This window comes from Citrobacter sp. CK189 (assembly GCF_030333505.1).
Lineage (GTDB): Bacteria > Pseudomonadota > Gammaproteobacteria > Enterobacterales > Enterobacteriaceae > Citrobacter_B > Citrobacter_B koseri.
On record NZ_JAOWFV010000035.1, the window covers coordinates 309823 to 326936 of the forward strand.

Annotated in this window: 16 protein-coding genes and 1 other RNA gene; 11 read left to right on the plus strand and 6 right to left on the minus strand. The window is 53.7% G+C overall.

The features are described 5' to 3' along the window. The first annotated feature begins 33 nt into the window (after positions 1-33). The 6 genes from OGV83_RS05810 (at position 34) to selO (ending at position 4434) form a co-directional block, all read left to right on the plus strand. Positions 34-585 (plus strand): glutathione peroxidase, encoded by a 552-nt coding sequence (locus OGV83_RS05810; protein ID WP_286463259.1) that lies wholly within the window; start codon positions 34-36, stop codon positions 583-585. Further along, positions 585-1334 (plus strand): vitamin B12 ABC transporter ATP-binding protein BtuD, encoded by a 750-nt coding sequence (gene btuD / locus OGV83_RS05815; RefSeq protein ID WP_199971526.1) that lies wholly within the window; start codon positions 585-587, stop codon positions 1332-1334. The genes OGV83_RS05810 and btuD overlap by 1 nt, the downstream gene beginning before the upstream one ends. Before the next feature lie 78 nt (positions 1335-1412). Continuing rightward, entirely contained in the window at positions 1413-1877 is a 465-nt protein-coding gene (locus tag OGV83_RS05820; RefSeq protein WP_012132602.1) for a C40 family peptidase, read from the plus strand. A gap of 172 nt (positions 1878-2049) precedes the next feature. Next, positions 2050-2220 carry a hypothetical protein gene (locus OGV83_RS05825; RefSeq protein WP_153257548.1) on the plus strand — a complete coding sequence of 57 codons (171 nt, stop codon included), beginning with the start codon at positions 2050-2052 and terminating at the stop codon, positions 2218-2220. Further along, positions 2217-2930 (plus strand): EAL domain-containing protein, encoded by a 714-nt coding sequence (locus tag OGV83_RS05830; protein WP_012132600.1) that lies wholly within the window; start codon positions 2217-2219, stop codon positions 2928-2930. Before OGV83_RS05825 ends, OGV83_RS05830 begins: the two co-directional genes overlap by 4 nt. Positions 2931-2991: 61 nt before the next feature. Continuing rightward, entirely contained in the window at positions 2992-4434 is a 1443-nt protein-coding gene (gene selO, locus OGV83_RS05835; protein ID WP_114848540.1) for a protein adenylyltransferase SelO, read from the plus strand. A gap of 3 nt (positions 4435-4437) precedes the next feature. On the opposite strand, the gene hemP is transcribed toward selO, so the two are convergent. The 3 genes from hemP to ppsR all read right to left on the minus strand — a co-directional run bounded on the left by hemP (position 4438) and on the right by ppsR (position 6828). Then, positions 4438-4629 (minus strand): hemin uptake protein HemP, encoded by a 192-nt coding sequence (hemP, locus tag OGV83_RS05840; protein WP_047457344.1) that lies wholly within the window; start codon positions 4627-4629, stop codon positions 4438-4440. Positions 4630-4782: 153 nt separating this feature from the next. Next, entirely contained in the window at positions 4783-5829 is a 1047-nt protein-coding gene (aroH, locus tag OGV83_RS05845; RefSeq protein ID WP_012132596.1) for a 3-deoxy-7-phosphoheptulonate synthase AroH, read from the minus strand. Between the two features lie 165 nt (positions 5830-5994). Beyond that, on the minus strand, positions 5995-6828 hold the full coding sequence (gene ppsR / locus OGV83_RS05850; protein ID WP_012132595.1) for a posphoenolpyruvate synthetase regulatory kinase/phosphorylase PpsR: 834 nt from the start codon (positions 6826-6828) through the stop codon (positions 5995-5997). Between the two features lie 335 nt (positions 6829-7163). Here ppsR and ppsA point away from each other — a divergent pair, with 335 nt between their 5' ends. Continuing rightward, positions 7164-9542: a phosphoenolpyruvate synthase gene (ppsA, locus tag OGV83_RS05855; RefSeq protein ID WP_012132593.1), complete on the plus strand. Its 2379-nt coding sequence runs from the start codon at positions 7164-7166 to the stop codon at positions 9540-9542. A gap of 140 nt (positions 9543-9682) precedes the next feature. Here ppsA and rprA read toward each other — a convergent pair. Further along, an RNA gene (gene rprA / locus OGV83_RS05860) (antisense sRNA RprA) lies at positions 9683-9790 on the minus strand. Between the two features lie 191 nt (positions 9791-9981). Further along, positions 9982-11094, minus strand: a complete 1113-nt coding sequence (gene ydiK, locus OGV83_RS05865) for an AI-2E family transporter YdiK (protein WP_112002392.1) — start codon at positions 11092-11094, stop codon at positions 9982-9984. 213 nt (positions 11095-11307) lie between these two features. Here ydiK and ydiJ point away from each other — a divergent pair, with 213 nt between their 5' ends. The 3 genes from ydiJ (at position 11308) to OGV83_RS05880 (ending at position 15059) form a co-directional block, all read left to right on the plus strand. Then, entirely contained in the window at positions 11308-14364 is a 3057-nt protein-coding gene (gene ydiJ / locus OGV83_RS05870; protein ID WP_286463264.1) for a D-2-hydroxyglutarate dehydrogenase YdiJ, read from the plus strand. Next, positions 14361-14771, plus strand: coding sequence for a 1,4-dihydroxy-2-naphthoyl-CoA hydrolase (menI, locus tag OGV83_RS05875; protein WP_012132590.1), 411 nt, complete (start codon positions 14361-14363; stop codon positions 14769-14771). The genes ydiJ and menI overlap by 4 nt, the downstream gene beginning before the upstream one ends. A gap of 99 nt (positions 14772-14870) precedes the next feature. Beyond that, positions 14871-15059 (plus strand): YdiH family protein, encoded by a 189-nt coding sequence (locus OGV83_RS05880; RefSeq protein ID WP_024130379.1) that lies wholly within the window; start codon positions 14871-14873, stop codon positions 15057-15059. A 91-nt stretch (positions 15060-15150) separates the two neighbouring features. Here the strand turns inward: OGV83_RS05880 and OGV83_RS05885 are convergent, their stop codons facing one another. Further along, positions 15151-16002, minus strand: a complete 852-nt coding sequence (locus OGV83_RS05885; protein WP_286463265.1) for a Vmh family MBL fold metallo-hydrolase — start codon at positions 16000-16002, stop codon at positions 15151-15153. 125 nt (positions 16003-16127) lie between these two features. Between OGV83_RS05885 and OGV83_RS05890 the strand changes: the two genes are divergently transcribed. Beyond that, a complete protein-coding gene (locus tag OGV83_RS05890) occupies positions 16128-17021 on the plus strand; it encodes a LysR family transcriptional regulator (RefSeq protein WP_110494305.1) in 894 nt (297 codons plus the stop codon). Positions 17022-17114: the final 93 nt, after the last annotated feature.

Consider the following 17114-nt stretch of genomic DNA (forward strand, 5'->3'; position numbering starts at 1 on the left):
TCACTCACATCCGCCTGTTATATGGGAGACGCTATGCAAGATACCATTCTCAACACTGAAGTGACGACGATCGACGGGGATGTCACCACGCTTGAGAAGTACGCCGGAAACGTACTGCTGGTGGTTAATGTGGCCTCGAAATGTGGCTTAACGCCACAATACGAACAGCTGGAGAATATTCAGAAAGCCTGGGCCGATCAGGGCCTTACGGTGTTAGGTTTTCCCTGCAACCAGTTTCTTGGTCAGGAACCTGGCACTGAAGAGGAGATTAAAACCTATTGCAGCACCACCTGGGGCGTCACATTCCCGATGTTCAGCAAGGTTGACGTCAATGGTGAGAACCGCCATCCACTGTATCAGAAGTTGATTGCCGCAGCGCCTGCCGCCGTTGCGCCGGAAGGTAGCGGTTTCTATGAGCGCATGGCGAGTAAAGGCCGCGCGCCGCTTTACCCGGACGATATTTTGTGGAACTTTGAGAAGTTTTTAATCGGCAGGGATGGACAGGTCGTACAGCGTTTCTCACCGGACATGACGCCTGAAGATCCGGGTATGGTGGAAAGTATCAAAATCGCGTTGGCAAAATAATGATCTCGTTGATGCAGTTACAGGATGTTGCCGAAACGACGCGTCTGGGGCCGCTTTCCGGCGACGTTAAGCCTGGCGAGATTCTTCACCTCGTGGGGCCGAATGGGGCAGGGAAAAGTACGCTGCTGGCGCGTATGGCGGGCTTAACCTTCGGGGAAGGCACCGTCATATTCGACGGCGCGTCGCTGGAGACATGGCCTGCGGCGAAACTGGCTCAACATCGGGCCTATCTCGCGCAGCAGCAGAATCCCCCATTTTCAATGCCGGTCTGGCATTTCCTGACGCTGCATCAACCTGATAAAACGCAAACGAACCTGCTGAATGACGTTGCGCAGGCGCTTGGGCTGAGCGACAAGCTGGGGCGGAGCGCGAATCAACTCTCCGGTGGCGAGTGGCAGCGTGTACGTCTGGCGGCGGTGATATTGCAAATTCACCCTCACGCTAACCCGCGCGGGCAGCTTCTGCTACTGGATGAACCGATGAACAGTCTGGACGTTGCGCAACAAAACGCGCTGGATAGGCTGCTGAGCCAGCTATGCAGCCAGGGTATCGCCATCGTGATGAGCAGCCATGACCTTAACCATACTCTGCGCCACGCGCATCGCGCCTGGTTGCTGAAACAGGGGGAATTGATCGCCAGCGGGCGGCGTGACGAGGTGCTGACGCCGCAAAATCTGGCCCGGGCATACGGTATGAACTTCCGTCGACTGGACGTTGAAGGCCACAGAATGCTCATATCAACCACTTAAGTTAAATGGGTTCTTGAAAAACACATAATTTCCACGCTAAATAGAAGCAAGAATAAAAAGATAGAGGATTCGTCCTGAATGCGCTTTTGGCTTCTTCTTATCGCAGCACTGTTTTTGGCAGGGTGTAGCAGCCATCGTGCGCCAGCACCTAACGCCAGGCTTTCGGATTCCATTATGGTTATCGCGGGCCTGAACGATCAGCTACAGTCCTGGAGAGGTACACCGTATCGCTATGGCGGAATGAGCCGTAGCGGGGTGGACTGCTCGGGGTTTGTGTTGATGACGATGCGCGACAAATTTGATTTACAACTGCCGCGTGAAACGCGCCAACAGTCAAAAATTGGTACGGAAATCGACAAAGATGAACTGCTGCCCGGCGACCTGGTCTTTTTTAAAACCGGATCGGGGGAAAGTGGTTTGCACGTCGGCATTTATGATACCAACAATCAATTTATTCATGCGTCTACCAGCCGCGGCGTGATGCGCTCATCGCTCGACAATGTCTACTGGCGGAAAAATTTCTGGCAGGCGAGACGTATTTAATGCTATCGATGGTAAAGCGGATACCCAGCGGCCGCTTCATCATCTATATTTAAGAAATTGATTTCTCATTGTCTGAATGCCAGGGCTATCGTGAGTTATCAGAAATAGTTTTAACCCTACATTTTGCAAAAGTATTTTTAGTCAAAATGATTTATCCGGTGTCTTGCGGAAAATGCAAAACTGGATATTGGTTTATAATCGAGATAAGCTAAAAAAAGGACCCGGTTTACCGGCTAAAAAGGAAAAAATGAAAGCACCTCCAGTCGTATCAGAAATGACATCTTTCTTCGTTCTTTCTTACAGGATGCCGGATTACACCCATGCAGCGGGGCTGGCACAATGATTGTTTCACTGGATAACTTTTATCATTCTCACCTTTATTTTGTTCCTGCCCGAACCGAGAAAGAGAAACTCGTCGGCCTGGAGATTGTTGCAAACTTTGTCACTGAAGACGGTAATGTCCGTATGCCGACGGAGCTGGTCATGCCGCGCCTGTCAGCAGAAGAACAGCGTTGTCTGTTCGAAGAAAAACTCGCATTGCTGGAAACGTGCCAACATTTTTTTATTCAACATAAACTTATTGCCTGGATTAATTTAACGCCAGCCGTCGTCGCATCATTATTATCGGACGGCGAGTTTGTATCCCATGTAAGGCGCTTTCCATTTTTGGAACTGATGATTAATGAGAATTATCCTGAATTAAGTCTTGGGAAAGAGAATCAAATTCTGGCTGAGTTAGCCGGACGATTTCCCCTCATCCTTGCCAATTTCGGCGCTGGCGATACATCGATAAAAGCGATCTTTGATGGTCTCTTCAAACGCGTCGCGCTGGATAAAAACTTTGTCCAGCAAAGATCCGCAAGTCTTTCTTTTGAACCCTTTATGCAGGCTATTATTTCGCAGATATCACCGTGCTGTGATTCGATAATGATTGCGGGTATTGATACTGAAGAGATGCTGGCGCGGATATCATCAATGGGATTTAGCGCGCTGCAAGGATGTTTATGGCCTGCCGTGCCAGCGAGCCAGGTTACGACGCTGGTTCAGGGATAACCTTTTTATTTGCTGGTGTTTAAGCGGGTATTAACCGTCTACACTACAGGCAGGAGGCTCTATGACCCTGTCTTTTACATCCCGCTGGCGTGACGAACTGCCAGCCACATATACAGCACTTTCTCCAACTCCTCTGAGTCATGCCCGCCTGATTTGGCATAACGATGCGCTGGCGCAGCAGCTGGCGATACCACCTTCGTTGTTTGATATGGAAAACGGCGCAGGCGTGTGGGGCGGCGAGTCATTACTGCCCGGCATGTCGCCTTTGGCTCAGGTTTATAGCGGCCATCAGTTTGGCGTCTGGGCCGGCCAGCTCGGTGATGGACGCGGTATTCTGTTAGGCGAACAACTGCTGGCGGACGGCAGTACGCTTGACTGGCACCTGAAAGGCGCCGGACTAACGCCATACTCCCGCATGGGCGACGGGCGAGCAGTGCTGCGCTCAACGATCCGTGAAAGTCTGGCCAGCGAGGCGATGCACTATCTTGGCATCCCCACAACGCGGGCGCTGTCTATCGTCACCAGCGACACGCCTGTTTACAGGGAAACGGTTGAATCCGGCGCGATGCTCATGCGTCTGGCGCAAAGCCATATGCGTTTCGGTCATTTCGAACATTTTTACTATCGGCGTGAGCCGGATAAAGTCCGTCAGCTGGCCGATTTTGCGATTCGCCATTACTGGCCGCAATTTCAGGCGGAAGAGGACAAGTATGCGCTCTGGTTCCGGGACGTTGTGGCGCGCACGGCGAGGTTGATTGCTGACTGGCAAACGGTAGGTTTTGCGCATGGCGTGATGAACACCGATAACATGTCTGTACTGGGGCTGACGATAGATTATGGTCCTTTCGGTTTCCTGGATGATTATCAGCCAGGGTTTATCTGTAACCACTCCGATCACCAGGGGCGCTATAGCTTCGATAATCAACCGGCTGTCGGATTGTGGAATCTGCAACGCCTGGCGCAAACCCTGTCGCCGTTTATGCCGGTCGATACGCTGAATGATGCGCTGGATGGCTATCAGCTGGCGCTGCTCACGCGCTACGGGCAGCGCATGCGGCAAAAACTGGGCTTCTTTACCGAGCAAAAAGAGGACAATGCGCTTCTCAACGAGCTTTTCGCCCTGATGGCGCGCGAAGGCAGCGATTATAGCCGAACGTTCCGTATGTTGAGTCAGACTGAGCAACAGAGCGCGGCATCGCCGCTGCGTGACGAATTTATCGATCGCGCGGCCTTTGACGGTTGGTTCAGCCATTACCGGGCGCGTTTACAGCAGGAGCAGGTGGATGACGCAACGCGTCAACAGCACATGCAGCGCGTGAATCCTGCGGTGGTGCTGCGCAACTGGCTGGCGCAACGCGCGATAGCCAGCGCTGAGCAGGGGGATATGGGCGAATTACATCAACTGCATCAGGTTCTGCGCGACCCCTTTACCGACAGAGATGACGATTATGTCAACCGTCCGCCGGACTGGGGTAAACGGCTGGAAGTCAGTTGCTCAAGCTGATTGCTACTTGGTCAACAGCAACTTACCTGCCTGCGTCTTGCGCAGCAGGTATTCCTGGCCGTCATGATCGATGATGACTTTGCCTTCAGGGCCTAACAATGTCTGGCTGCTGATACGCCGCTCGGCAGCAGGGGAAGGGGGCACGCTGTCTCTTTCCTTAAAATGAAGTAACTCAATGTCGTCCATATGTGGCATATCGCTAATTAATAATAATCAGTTTAACAATGATTATTATTATCAATATTGTGTATGGCGACAGCAAGTGTTAATTCTGGTAGCAAATCAGGCGAGTGGGGAATGCGTGGAGGGGAAAGAAGCGCGCCCATCCCCGCGAGGATGGGCATGATGTCAAAAACGGCTATCAACCGCTGAGGCAAGTTTTTCTAACAGTAATTCAGTATCTTCCCAGTTCAGGCAAGGGTCGGTAATGGACTGACCGTACACCAGCGGCTGACCGCTGACGATTTTCTGCGTACCTTCACGCAGGAAACTTTCGGCCATGATCCCGGCAATTGCGGTAGAACCGTTACGGATTTGCTGGCAGATATCATCACAAACCTCTAACTGGCGGCGATGCTGCTTCTGGCAGTTACCGTGGCTGAAGTCCACCACCAGGTGCTCCGGCAGACCAAACTCATGCAGCGTATCGCAGGCGGCAGCGATGTCTTCCGCGTGGTAATTCGGTTTTTTACCGCCGCGCATGATGATATGGCCGTACGGGTTCCCGCTGGTCTGATAAATCGTCATCTGGCCTGTTTTATCCGGCGAGAGGAACATATGGCTGGCGCGCGACGCGCGAATCGCATCAACGGCGATGCGCGTGTTGCCATCGGTCCCGTTTTTAAACCCAACCGGGCAGGAGAGCGCGGAAGCCATTTCACGGTGAATCTGGCTTTCCGTCGTGCGCGCGCCAATGGCGCCCCAGCTGATCAAATCGGCAATAAACTGGCCGGTGACCATGTCGAGAAATTCGGTGGCGGTGGGGACTCCCAGCTCATTGACCTGCAACAGCAGCTTGCGCGCCAGTTCGAGGCCATGATTTACGCGGTAACTGCCATTTAAATCGGGATCGGAGATGAGGCCTTTCCAGCCCACAACCGTACGCGGTTTTTCAAAATAGGTGCGCATAACGATTTCCAGACGTGCCTGATGCGTGTTGCGCAACGTTTGCAAGCGCGTTGCGTATTCCATCGCAGCGTCCAGATCGTGAATCGAGCAGGGGCCGATGATCACCAGCAGGCGGCGATCTTCACCATTTAATATTTTTTCAATCCGGCGTCGGGAGTCAGTAACGTGGCTGGCGACGGAGGATGATACAGGATGACGTAGCGCTAGCTCAGCAGGGGTGACCAGGCTGTCAATACGCGCGGTACGCAGTTCGTCGGTTCTGTTCATGACAAGTCTCAGAAATTTGTTGCTTCAACGGCAGGACTACCGGGAAGTGATGGGCATCACAATAACACACTTCAACCTTCACCTGCTGATTTCAAATGCGAGGCGTTTCACACCTCGCAAGCAGAGCGGCATGATAGCAAAAAATTGAACTCTTGCACTAGTTTGTTAGTACATTCGACGATTCAGCCCCATGATGTCGAGAATCTTGGTGGCAATTTCTTCTACCGAATAGTTAGTACTGTTCAGGCAAGGGATCTGATTTTTACGGTAGAGCGCTTCAACTTCCGCAACCTCCATCCGGCACTGGCGTAGCGATGCGTAGCGGCTGTTTTCACGGCGTTCCTCGCGGATTGCCGCCAGACGTTCCGGGTCAATGGTCAGGCCAAAAAGCTTATGCTGTAGCGGTTTAAGCGACGTGGGCAACACCAGGTTATCCATATCGTCAGCAATAAAGGGGTAGTTCGCCGCCCGGATGCCAAACTGCATCGCCAGATAGAGGCTGGTCGGCGTTTTTCCGCAGCGTGAAACCCCCAGCAGGATCACCTGCGCCTGATCCAGATTGCGCAAGGAGATCCCATCGTCGTGCGCAAGGGTATAGTCGATTGCCGCGATACGCGCGTCATACTTGTTGAGGTTGCCGGGGTTAAGCCCGTGGGTGCGATGCGCGATTGGCGTTGGGTCGAGCTTCATTTCCTGCTGTAGCGGCGCCACCAGCGCCTGCACGATGTCCTGACAGAACCCTTCGCTTTGTAAGATGATGGCGCGAATTTCCGGCAGAACAATCGAATAGAACACCAGCGGACGCACGCCAGTTTGCTGATAAATCGCGTCGATCTGATCTTTCACGGCTCTGGCGCGACTCTCGTTTTCAACGAACGGCAGCGTAATGCTGCTGATGGTCACAGGGAATTGCGACATCACCGCATGACCCAAAACCTCGGCGGTGATGGCCGTACCATCGGAAATATAAAAAACATGGCGATCAACAACATTATCCATTTTGTTTATCCTGAGGAGCAAACATAATTATCTGAAAGCATAAATTAAAATTTGCCAGAAGCGTATATCACGATGCTTATTTTATAAAATGAAACGCTATTTTTATATTAAGTGAAAAGTGCATTTCATTTTTCGGAACTTATGTTTATACCGACAGTTTTTGGGGAGATCGCCCGTCGTCCGCGGGTTTGCGCAAATGCGTAAACAATCTGAAAAAATAAAAAATAAATCTGCTTGAACGATTCACCGTTTTTTTCAGGGGTTTAAATATGCAAAGATAAATACGCAATAATGTAGTTTCTAAACTCGTTCATTTATCACAAAAGGATTGTTCGATGTCCAACAATGGCTCGTCACCGCTGGTGCTTTGGTATAACCAACTCGGCATGAATGATGTAGACAGAGTTGGGGGCAAAAATGCCTCCCTGGGTGAAATGATTACTAACCTTTCCGGTATGGGTGTTTCCGTACCGAATGGTTTTGCAACGACCGCCGATGCGTTTAACCAGTTTCTGGATCAAAGCGGCGTAAACCAGCGTATTTATGAACTGCTGGATCAAACGGATATTGACGATGTCACCGCGCTGGCGAAGGCCGGCGCGCAGATCCGCCAGTGGATTATCGACACTCCTTTCCAGCCAGAGCTGGAAAACGCTATTCGCGATGCTTATGCACAGCTCTCTGCGGATGATGCGCAGGCGTCTTTCGCCGTGCGCTCGTCCGCAACGGCTGAAGACATGCCGGATGCCTCTTTCGCCGGCCAGCAGGAAACCTTCCTCAACGTGCAGGGTTTCGATGCGGTGCTGGTGGCGGTGAAACATGTTTTTGCCTCGCTGTTTAATGACCGCGCTATCTCTTATCGCGTTCACCAGGGGTATGACCATCGCGGCGTCGCGCTCTCCGCTGGCGTACAGCGGATGGTGCGCTCCGACCTGGCCTCGTCCGGGGTTATGTTCTCTATTGATACCGAGTCCGGTTTCGATCAGGTGGTGTTTATCACTTCAGCCTGGGGTCTGGGCGAGATGGTAGTGCAGGGCGCAGTCAACCCGGATGAATTCTACGTGCATAAACCGACGCTGGCGGCGAATCGCCCGGCGATCGTTCGTCGCACGATGGGATCGAAAAAAATCCGAATGGTTTACGCGCCAACCCAGGAGCACGGCAAGCAGGTCAAAATTGAAGATGTGCCGCAGGAACAGCGCGACATCTTCTCGCTGACCAACGAAGAAGTGCAGGAACTGGCGAAACAGGCCGTACAGATTGAGAAACACTACGGTCGCCCGATGGATATCGAATGGGCGAAAGACGGCCATACCGGCAAACTGTTTATTGTACAGGCTCGCCCGGAAACCGTCCGTTCTCGTGGTCAGGTAATGGAGCGTTACACGCTGCATGCGCAGGGGAAAGTGGTCGCGGAAGGCCGCGCCATCGGACATCGCATTGGCGCGGGGGCGGTTAAAGTCATCCACGACATTAGCGAAATGAACCGTATCCAGCCTGGTGACGTGCTGGTGACTGACATGACCGACCCGGACTGGGAACCGATCATGAAGAAAGCGGCGGCCATCGTGACCAACCGTGGCGGTCGTACCTGCCACGCGGCCATTATTGCCCGTGAGCTGGGGATTCCGGCGGTTGTCGGCTGCGGCGACGCGACGGAACGCATGAAGGATGATGAAAACGTCACCGTTTCTTGCGCCGAAGGCGATACCGGCTATGTCTATGCAGACCTGCTCGACTTCAGCGTCAAAAGTTCAAGCGTGGACACCATGCCCGATCTGCCGTTGAAAGTCATGATGAACGTCGGTAACCCGGATCGCGCCTTTGACTTCGCCTGCCTGCCGAATGAAGGCGTTGGCTTGGCGCGTCTCGAATTTATTATCAACCGAATGATTGGCGTGCATCCTCGCGCACTGCTGGAATTTGATGACCAGGACGCGAAACTGCAAAACGAAATCCGCGAGATGATGAAAGGCTTCGATTCACCGCGTGAGTTCTATGTCGGTCGTCTGACAGAGGGCATTGCGACGCTGGGCGCGGCATTTTATCCGAAACGCGTTATCGTGCGCCTGTCGGATTTCAAATCGAATGAATACGCCAACCTGGTGGGCGGCGAGCGTTACGAACCCGATGAAGAGAACCCGATGCTGGGCTTCCGTGGCGCCGGTCGCTATGTCTCCGACAGCTTCCGCGATTGCTTCGCGCTGGAATGTGAAGCGGTGAAACGCGTGCGCAACGATATGGGACTGACCAACGTGGAGATCATGATCCCGTTCGTACGTACCGTTGAGCAGGCGAAAGCGGTAGTTGACGAGCTGGCGCGTCAGGGGCTGAAGCGGGGTGAGAACGGGCTGAAGATCATCATGATGTGTGAGATTCCGTCCAATGCCCTGCTGGCTGAACAATTCCTGGAGCACTTTGACGGCTTCTCGATTGGTTCTAACGACATGACGCAGCTGGCGCTGGGTCTGGATCGCGACTCCGGCGTGGTTTCTGAACTGTTCGATGAGCGTAACGAGGCGGTGAAAGCGCTGCTGTCGATGGCGATCCGCGCGGCGAAGAAACAAGGCAAGTATGTCGGCATCTGTGGTCAGGGGCCGTCCGATCACGAGGACTTCGCCGCCTGGCTGATGGAAGAGGGAATCGACAGCCTGTCGCTGAACCCGGACACCGTCGTACAGACCTGGTTGAGTCTGGCTGAACTGAAAAAATAAGCGTCAGCGCTGATTCTAATCCGCAACGGCTCCCGTAAAAAGGAGCCGTTTTTTTTGCGATACGCGCTATCACACCCGACGTTATGCGTGGGCATATCAGAATTGTTGGCGGTGGAGAAAAGGGGTGTGAGGGCAGGCACTTAAAAAAAGGCCCATCGTGGGAGATGGGCAAAGACTACACACAGCAATTCGTTGTTTCACTCAGGGGATTTCCATGCTTATAAATCAAGGCGTTGATTTATAACCGTGCTCTAATAGTAGGCGTGGAGATTTTTTGCGTCGATCAGATTCGTCCCAATAGTTTAAAAACTATGAAGAATTTGCGACGTAAATGAATTACGTAAGGAGGATTACGCCATAAGGCAGGTTGGTCAGGATGCTAATTGATGAGCAATGCTAAAGTATCGGCCGACCGAATGCGTCGATCGGCCGATGGGGGTTATTTATGGCTGTCCTCAATCTCCTCCAGTTCTTCGAGGAGTTCGTCAGGGTCGTTTCCCGGCGCGGGCACTTCATGCACCCATGCGGAGAACAGACGCCAGGAAACCGCCAGCAATACCGGACCGATAAACAGACCGATCATTCCAAAGGCAATCAGCCCGCCGATAACGCCAGAGAGAATCAGGATCAGCGGCAGGTCAGCGCCCATACGAATCAATACCGGGCGAATCACGTTATCCAGCGTACCGACCACGCAGCTCCACACCAGCAGCACCGTGCCCCAGGTCGTATCGCCCGTCCAGTACAGCCAAATGATTGCCGGGATTAACACCGGTAACGGCCCCAGTTGCACCAGGCAGGAGAGGATCATGACGACCGTCAGCAGCGTTGCGTAAGGCACGCCGGAAATGGCGAGGCCAATCCCGCCGAGAATTGCCTGAACCAGCGCGGTGACAACCACACCCAATGCAACGGCGCGGATGGCCTGAGCCGCCAGCAGCACGGCGGCATCGCCGCGTTTCGCGGCCAGACGACTGGCGAAGTGGCGGATGCCCAATGCCACCTGTTCGCCGCGCCAGTACAGCAGGGCGCTGAACAGCAGCATCAGACCACAGTGCATCATAAAGCGACCGATATGCGCGGCCTGACCCACAAACCAGGTCGTGGTGGTGCCAATATAAGGACGCACTTTCGCCATGATCGCCGTGCCGCCCATATCCAGCAGGTTGTGCCACCCGGCATACAATTTGGCGCCAATCAGCGGAATACTGTTTAACCAGGCCAGGTCGGGCAACGTCATGTCGCCGGCGGTGACGGCGTGGATGAGCGGGCCGCTACCGTCCACGATGCTGTTGACCAGCAGGGCGATGGGAATAATGAACAGCAGAACCAACAATAGCGTCATAACCAGAACGGCCAGAGAACGGCGGCCCCAGAGTATTTTCTGTAAACGTAACAAAACGGGCCAGGTCGCAATAACGATCGTTCCCGCCCATGCAAAACCAAGGACAAAGGGACGCACAATCCACAAGCAGGCCACGATCATGATGGCTAAAAACAGCACCGACAGCAGCACTTGCGCGATATCCCTGGGCTGACGAAGATTTACCATAAATACCTTTTCACCTTTTCTGTGCGTCAGAACGTTGACGCGACGCGAACACGCGAACCTTACCCCATAATGATGAGCAATTTCAGCGGTTTTTAACAGGCGGATTCTGCCTGTAATTCTGCTGGGCGTGTAAGAAAAAAATGTGATACAACAAACAGAGCAACACGCAAACGATTAAATTCACAATACAGACCGCAGGAAAGGGTCACTATAATGATTCCACAGATTTCTCAGGCACCTGGCGTCGTTCAGCTGGTGCTCAATTTTTTGCAGGCGCTGGAGCAGCAAGGGTTTACCGGCGATACGGCAACGAATTACGCCGATCGTCTGACAATGTCGACAGATAACAGTATCTATCAGCTTCTTCCTGATGCTGTGGTTTTCCCGCGTTCAACGGCGGATGTGGCGCTTATCGCCCGTCTGGCGGCAGAGTCGCGCTTCGCCTCATTGATTTTTACCCCGCGCGGCGGCGGCACCGGCACCAATGGTCAGGCGCTGAACCAGGGCATTATCGTTGATATGTCCCGCTATATGAGCCGCATTATTGAAATTAACCCGGAAGAGGGCTGGGTGCGGGTCGAAGCCGGGGTGATCAAAGATCAACTCAATCAGTATCTGAAGCCGTATGGCTATTTCTTTGCCCCGGAGCTTTCGACCAGCAACCGTGCGACCCTCGGGGGGATGATCAATACCGATGCGTCCGGTCAGGGGTCGTTAGTTTACGGTAAAACATCCGATCATGTGCTGGGCGTTCGCGCGGTACTGCTGGGTGGCGATATTCTGGATACCCAGGCAATGCCGGTCGAACTTGCGGAAACGCTCGGTAAAAGCAACACCGCGATCGGTCGCATCTATAACACCGTATACCAGCGTTGTCGGGAAAACCGACAGCTGATTATTGATAAGTTTCCCAGACTCAACCGCTTCTTAACGGGCTACGACTTACGCCATGTCTTTAACGATGAGATGACGGAGTTCGACTTAACGCGCGTGCTGACCGGTTCTGAAGGCACGCTGGCGTTTATCACGGAAGCGCGTCTGGATATTACTACGCTGCCTAAAGTTCGCCGTCTGGTGAACGTCAAATATGACTCTTTTGATTCCGCGTTGCGTAACGCGCCCTTTATGGTCGAGGCGCGGGCGCTCTCGGTGGAAACCGTCGATTCTAAAGTGCTTAATCTGGCGCGGGAGGACATCGTCTGGCATTCCGTCAGTGAGCTGATTACCGATGTGCCTGATAAAGAGATGCTGGGCCTGAACATCGTCGAGTTCGCCGGGGATGACGAAGCGGCTATTGATGCTCAGGTGAGCGCGTTGTGCCAGCGTCTGGATGAGCTGATTGCTCGCCAGGAAGCCGGAGTGATCGGCTGGCAGCTGTGCGCGGAGCTGGCGGGCGTGGAGCGTATCTATGCCATGCGGAAAAAAGCGGTTGGTCTGTTGGGTAATGCCAAAGGCGCGGCCAAACCGATTCCATTTGCGGAAGATACCTGCGTGCCGCCGGAGCATCTGGCCGACTATATTGCTGAATTCCGCGCGTTGCTCGACGGTCATGGCTTAAGTTATGGCATGTTCGGGCATGTTGATGCCGGGGTGCTGCACGTCAGACCCGCTCTGGATATGTGCGATCCGCAACAGGAAATTCTGATGAAGAGTCTTTCCGATGATGTGGTGGCGCTCACCGCGAAATATGGCGGTCTGCTGTGGGGCGAGCACGGTAAAGGTTTTCGCGCTGAATATAGCCCGGCGTTTTTTGGCGAGCAGCTTTATGGCGAACTACGCAAAGTGAAGGCGGCGTTCGACCCGCAAAACCGCCTGAACCCCGGAAAAATTTGTCCGCCGGAAGGCATTGATGCGCCGATGATGAAGGTCGATGCGGTGAAACGCGGTACTTACGATCGGCAGATTCCACTGGCGGTGCGTCAGGTCTGGCGCGGGGCGATGGAGTGTAACGGCAATGGCCTGTGCTTCAACTTTGACGCCAAAAGCCCGATGTGTCCGTCAATGAAAATCAGCCTGAATCGCATTCACTCTCCCAAAGGGCGTGCGACGCTGGTGCGTGAATGGTTGCGCCTGCTGGCCGACCGTGGGGTTGATCCGCTACAGCTGGAAAAAGAGCTGCCGGAAAAACGCGCCAGTCTGCGGACGTTAATTGCCCGTACCCGCAACAGCTGGCACGCTCGTAAAGGCGAATATGATTTCTCCCATGAGGTGAAGGAGGCGATGTCGGGTTGCCTGGCGTGCAAAGCCTGCTCGACACAATGTCCGATTAAAATAGACGTGCCGGAGTTCCGCTCACGCTTCCTGGCGCTTTACCACACGCGCTACCTGCGTCCTCTGCGCGATCATATGGTGGCGACGGTCGAAAGCTATGCGCCATTAATGGCGCGGGCGCCGAAAACCTTTAACTTCTTTCTCAATCAGCCGTTGGTGCGAAACCTCGCGAAGAAACATATCGGCATGGTGGATTTACCGCTACTTTCGACGCCGTCGCTGCAACAGCAAATGGTCGGGCACCGTTCCGCCAATATGACGCTGGAGCAGCTTGAACTCCTGAGTCAGGAGCAAAAAGAGCGTACGGTGCTGGTGGTGCAGGACCCGTTTACCAGTTACTACGATGCGCAGGTGGTGGCGGATTTTATCCGGCTGGTAGAAAAGCTCGGCATTCAGCCTGTATTGCTGCCGTTCTCGCCAAATGGCAAGGCCCAGCACATCAAAGGGTTCCTTAACCGATTTGCGAAGACGGCGAAGAAAACGGCCGAATTTCTCAATCGGGTGGCGCAGTTGCGTATCCCGATGGTCGGTGTCGACCCGGCGCTGGTGCTTTGCTATCGTGATGAATACAAACAAACCCTCGGCGAACAGCGTGGTGATTTCCACGTACAGCTGGTGAATGAGTGGCTGCCGACGGTGCTGGCGTCCCGACAGCCTCTTGCCGTGAGCGGTGAGCCCTGGTATTTCTTTGGGCATTGTACCGAAGTGACGGCATTGCCTGGCGCACCGGCGCAGTGGGCGGCCATTTTTGCACGCTTAGGGGCGAAGCTGGAGAGCGTCAGCGTAGGCTGCTGCGGCATGGCGGGTACTTACGGCCATGAAGTGAAAAATCATGAAAATTCGCTGGGGATCTATGCGCTGTCGTGGCAACAGGCGATGGCGCGACTGCCGCGCAATCGCTGCCTGGCGACCGGCTACTCTTGCCGCAGCCAGGTAAAACGCGTTGAAGGCACCGGGGTTCGCCATCCGTTACAGGCACTACTGGAGATTATTGGATGATCTGGAAACGTAAAGTCACGCTCGAAGCGCTGAACGCTCTGGGCGAAGGGAACATGGTGGGGCTACTGGATATTCGCTTTGAGCATATTAGCGACGATACGCTGGAAGCAACGATGCCGGTGGATAGCCGCACAAAGCAACCTTTTGGTCTGCTACACGGCGGCGCGTCCGTTGTGCTGGCTGAAAGTATCGGCTCGGTTGCGGGCTATCTGTGCACGCAGGGCGAACAGAAAGTCGTGGGGCTGGAGGTGAATGCCAACCACGTTCGCTCAGCGCGTGAAGGGCGCGTCAGAGGGGTGTGCAAAGCGCTGCATACCGGCTCTCGTCATCAGGTCTGGCAGATCGATATTTTTGATGAGCAAGGGCGGCTGTGCTGTTCTTCACGTCTGACAACCGCCGTTGTGTGACGTTGTCACAAAATATCTTTATCGCAGACTGCTTTTGGTCAAAATGTGTGCAGAAAAAAGTGTTATACTGTGCACGTTTTGAACATAAGCGAGGATGATATGTCTACCGATTTAGACCCAACCCAACTGGCAATTGAATTTTTACGCCGTGATAAAACCGAGCTTTCTCCAGCCCAGTATTTGAAGCGTTTAAAACAATTAGAGCTGGAATTTGCCGATTTACTCACGCTCTCTTCCTCTGAGCTAAAAGAAGAGATTTACTTTGCCTGGCGTCTGGGCGTTCATTGATTCCGCACTGTTTTATCGCTCGGTGAATTAACACCAACAGAAAACCCCGACACGCCCTGCCGGGGTTATTTTTTGGGCTATGAGCGGCGGTTTACCACTTCATTTCACCGGTATTCACTTTCGCGCTCAGCGTCAGGGAACTTTCGTCAGCGAGGCCAGGCCAGGCGACGGTCATCGTTTTGATGACATACTCTGACCCTTTTTTCGCCTCAAGCGCTTGCTCAAAGGATTGCAGGTAATCCTGCGTGAAGCGTATAGCGGCGTCGCCTGCTGGACGTTCACCGATATAGTGACCCGGAATCACCTGGGTCGGCTGCAAACTGTGCATCTCTGTCAACACATGACGCCAGGCCGCACGCTGCTCAGGAGACTGGGTATCCGCCGTCCAGACATGGATACCGGATGCGATTCCCGTTCCGCCAAGTATTGCGCGGTTCGCCGGGACCCAGACGTAAGCGGCGTAATCGTTCGGGTGGCGCAGTTCCAGCGTTTCCCCATCAATCGTAAATTGTGTCTCGGTGGTTGCCTGCGGGATGGTGAGCGCCGCTGGCGCGCCATCTTTCATTTGCGGGCCCCAGTATTGCAGTTTGGCGTCTTTCGTTGCGCGAATGTGTTCCACCACATGCGGCGTCGCCAGAACTTTCACGTTCGGGAAGGCTTTTACAATCGGTTCCAGACCAAAATAGAAATCTGGATCGCCGGAGGTAATCACAATGGCTTTCAGCGACTTGCCGCTCTTTTTAATCATTTCGACCAGCTTTTCCCCGTCTTTGGTACTGAACTGCGCGTCGAATAAAATGGCTTCTTTAGGGCCAGAGACCAGCGTGGAAGAGACCGGGAAAATCGCGTTTTCCTGCGGATTATAAACGTCGAGTTGCAGCGGGGCGGCGAACAATGGCGCGCTAGTCAGCGACAGCAGAAGTGCCAGCGTTTTGATTTTCATTCTGAGTGACCTTATCGGCAGATGATGTTGATTTATTTACGTGGCTTATTTTAAGCAAATCTCGATCTGTTAAAATTCCCCTATCAGGACATGCTGAGTTTCATAAAACGATCGGATGGAAGGTTATGGACAGAGTGATGGCGGCAACGGTGTTTAACCATATCTGCGATTTGGGTAGCCTGAGCGCGGCTGCGCGCGCATTAGGGATCTCCAGGCCGATGGTGAGCCGTTATCTGGATGAAATGGAGAAATGGGCCGGAGCCAGACTTATTCATCGTTCGTCGCGCCGCCTGACGATCACGCCTGCCGGAGAAGACGCGTTGATGAAAACGCGAACGCTGGCGCGGCTTTCCCTGGATATTGCGGGGGCGACCGGGCGAGAGGTGCCGTCCGGCACGTTGCGCGTCGCCTGCGCCCATTTCACCGCGATGCATATTCTTGCCCCGATGCTGCCCGCTTTTTTAGCGCGTTACCCTGAATTGCGCATTGAAGTGGAGATTAATAATCAGCCTGTCAGTTTAGTGGGGGAGCGTATTGATGTGGCGATACGCATTACCGATAACCCTGAGCCAGGGACAATTGCGCGTCGGCTTGGTGACTGTGAGTCTGTGCTCTGCGCGTCTCCTGACTATCTGCATCGCTATGGCACACCGCAGACGTCGGAGGCGCTGGCGCAACACAATTGCCTCTATTACAGCGGATTTGCTGGAAAATCCTGGCATTTTCTGGATGAGCAGGGAGAACCGCTCTCTGTTGCGATCAAGGGCAACCTGAGCGCCGGAATCTCTTCACTTTTGTGTGAAGCGGCGCTGGCAGGGATGGGGATTGCGCTGGTGCCGGAAAAAGAGGCGCGAGAGGGGCTGGCGCAGGAGAAACTGGTTCGCTTGTTGCCCCATCTACAACCGCGGCAATTGGCCGTATACGGGTTATACCTTTCCCGTGAGCATCAGCCCGCCGCGCTACGCCTGTTCCTTGAGGCGGTGCAGGGCGCGATGCGCGACGGTGAAGCCTGTTCCTGACGCAGCCATAAGGCGTATAAAAATTGTGCAGAAAGCAAGATCTGTTAAATACGCGATGCAAACTTATGAGAATATTCTTACACCCCTTCAAGA